1 tRNA gene and 2 rRNA genes are annotated in these 2656 nt (G+C 52.1%); all 3 read left to right on the top strand.

Features of this window, described 5'->3' with window-relative positions:
* Nucleotides 1-522: ribosomal RNA gene (locus tag ACJ8MK_RS25890) — 16S ribosomal RNA — on the top strand; the annotation flags it as partial.
* 88 nt (nucleotides 523-610) lie between these two features.
* Nucleotides 611-686: transfer RNA gene (locus ACJ8MK_RS25895), tRNA-Glu, on the top strand.
* Between the two features lie 239 nt (nucleotides 687-925).
* Nucleotides 926-2656 (top strand): 23S ribosomal RNA (locus tag ACJ8MK_RS25900); the annotation flags it as partial.

The following is a 2656-nucleotide window of genomic DNA, read 5'->3' on the forward strand; positions in this document are numbered from 1 at the left end:
TTGGTGCCTTCGGGAACTCTGAGACAGGTGCTGCATGGCTGTCGTCAGCTCGTGTTGTGAAATGTTGGGTTAAGTCCCGCAACGAGCGCAACCCTTATCCTTTGTTGCCAGCGGTTCGGCCGGGAACTCAAAGGAGACTGCCAGTGATAAACTGGAGGAAGGTGGGGATGACGTCAAGTCATCATGGCCCTTACGAGTAGGGCTACACACGTGCTACAATGGCGTATACAAAGAGAAGCGACCTCGCGAGAGCAAGCGGACCTCATAAAGTACGTCGTAGTCCGGATTGGAGTCTGCAACTCGACTCCATGAAGTCGGAATCGCTAGTAATCGTAGATCAGAATGCTACGGTGAATACGTTCCCGGGCCTTGTACACACCGCCCGTCACACCATGGGAGTGGGTTGCAAAAGAAGTAGGTAGCTTAACCTTCGGGAGGGCGCTTACCACTTTGTGATTCATGACTGGGGTGAAGTCGTAACAAGGTAACCGTAGGGGAACCTGCGGTTGGATCACCTCCTTACCTAAAGATATTGCTTCGAGTGGCGTGCTCACACAGATTGTCTGATGAAAAAGTAACGAGCAAAAGCGTCATAAAAGTACGGTGTCGTGTCCCCTTCGTCTAGAGGCCTAGGACACCGCCCTTTCACGGCGGTAACAGGGGTTCGAATCCCCTAGGGGACGCCAAGCTTCCGACCCACCCGGTGAAAGCGGCGGTCTTCAGTATCTGACGATACACCATATCTTAAAGATGACTTTCGAGTCATGTTTAAGATATTGCTCTTTAACAATCTGGAACAAGCTGAAAATTGAAACATGACGGCTGAAATTCATTCCTCCGTAGAAGTACCGGAATGAAAAGTAACCTGTCATAGAGTCTCTCAAATGTTTGCAACCTGAACGATGGAAACATCTTCGGGTTGTGAGGTTAAGTGACTAAGCGTACACGGTGGATGCCTAGGCAGTCAGAGGCGATGAAGGGCGTGCTAATCTGCGAAAAGCGTCGGTAAGGTGATATGAACCGTTACAACCGGCGATACCCGAATGGGGAAACCCAGTGTGTTTCGACACACTATCATGTCATGAATACATAGTGGCATGAGGCGAACCGGGGGAACTGAAACATCTAAGTACCCCGAGGAAAAGAAATCAACCGAGATTCCCCCAGTAGCGGCGAGCGAACGGGGAGGAGCCCAGAACCTGAATCGGCTTGTGTGTTAGTGGAAGCGTCTGGAAAGTCGCGCAGCAAAGGGTGATAGCCCCGTACACTAAAATGCACAGGTCGTGAGTTCGATGAGTAGGGCGGGACACGTGACATCCTGTCTGAATATGGGGGGACCATCCTCCAAGGCTAAATACTCCTGACTGACCGATAGTGAACCAGTACCGTGAGGGAAAGGCGAAAAGAACCCCGGCGAGGGGAGTGAAATAGAACCTGAAACCGTGTACGTACAAGCAGTGGGAGCACCTTCGTGGTGTGACTGCGTACCTTTTGTATAATGGGTCAGCGACTTATATTTTGTAGCAAGGTTAACCGTATAGGGGAGCCGTAGGGAAACCGAGTCTTAACTGGGCGATTAGTTGCAAGGTATAGACCCGAAACCCGGTGATCTAGCCATGGGCAGGTTGAAGGTTGGGTAACACTAACTGGAGGACCGAACCGACTAATGTTGAAAAATTAGCGGATGACTTGTGGCTGGGGGTGAAAGGCCAATCAAACCGGGAGATAGCTGGTTCTCCCCGAAAGCTATTTAGGTAGCGCCTCGTGAACTCATCTTCGGGGGTAGAGCACTGTTTCGGCTAGGGGGCCATCCCGGCTTACCAAACCGATGCAAACTCCGAATACCGAAGAATGTTATCACGGGAGACACACGGCGGGTGCTAACGTCCGTCGTGAAGAGGGAAACAACCCAGACCGCCAGCTAAGGTCCCAAAGTCATGGTTAAGTGGGAAACGATGTGGGAAGGCACAGACAGCCAGGATGTTGGCTTAGAAGCAGCCATCATTTAAAGAAAGCGTAATAGCTCACTGGTCGAGTCGGCCTGCGCGGAAGATGTAACGGGGCTAAACCATGCACCGAAGCTGCGGCAGCGACGCTTAGGCGTTGTTGGGTAGGGGAGCGTTCTGTAAGCCGTTGAAGGTGGCCTGTGAGGGTTGCTGGAGGTATCAGAAGTGCGAATGCTGACATAAGTAACGATAAAGCGGGTGAAAAGCCCGCTCGCCGGAAGACCAAGGGTTCCTGTCCAACGTTAATCGGGGCAGGGTGAGTCGACCCCTAAGGCGAGGCTGAAAAGCGTAGTCGATGGGAAACAGGTTAATATTCCTGTACTTGGTGTTACTGCGAAGGGGGGACGGAGAAGGCTAGGCTGGCCGGGCGACGGTTGTCCCGGTTTAAGCGTGTAGGGGGTGTGACCTGGTAAATCCGGTTGCATATCAACCCTGAGGCGTGATGACGATGCACTACGGTGCAGAAGTAGTTGATGCCCTGCTTCCAGGAAAATCCTCTAAGCTCCAGGTAACATTAAATCGTACCCCAAACCGACACAGGTGGTCAGGTAGAGAATACCAAGGCGCTTGAGAGAACTCGGGTGAAGGAACTAGGCAAAATGGTGCCGTAACTTCGGGAGAAGGCACGCTGGCATGTAGGTGAAGTCCCT

The organism is Serratia sp. CY38905 (assembly GCF_052168875.1).
In the GTDB taxonomy this organism is placed as follows: Bacteria; Pseudomonadota; Gammaproteobacteria; order Enterobacterales; family Enterobacteriaceae; genus Serratia; species Serratia sarumanii.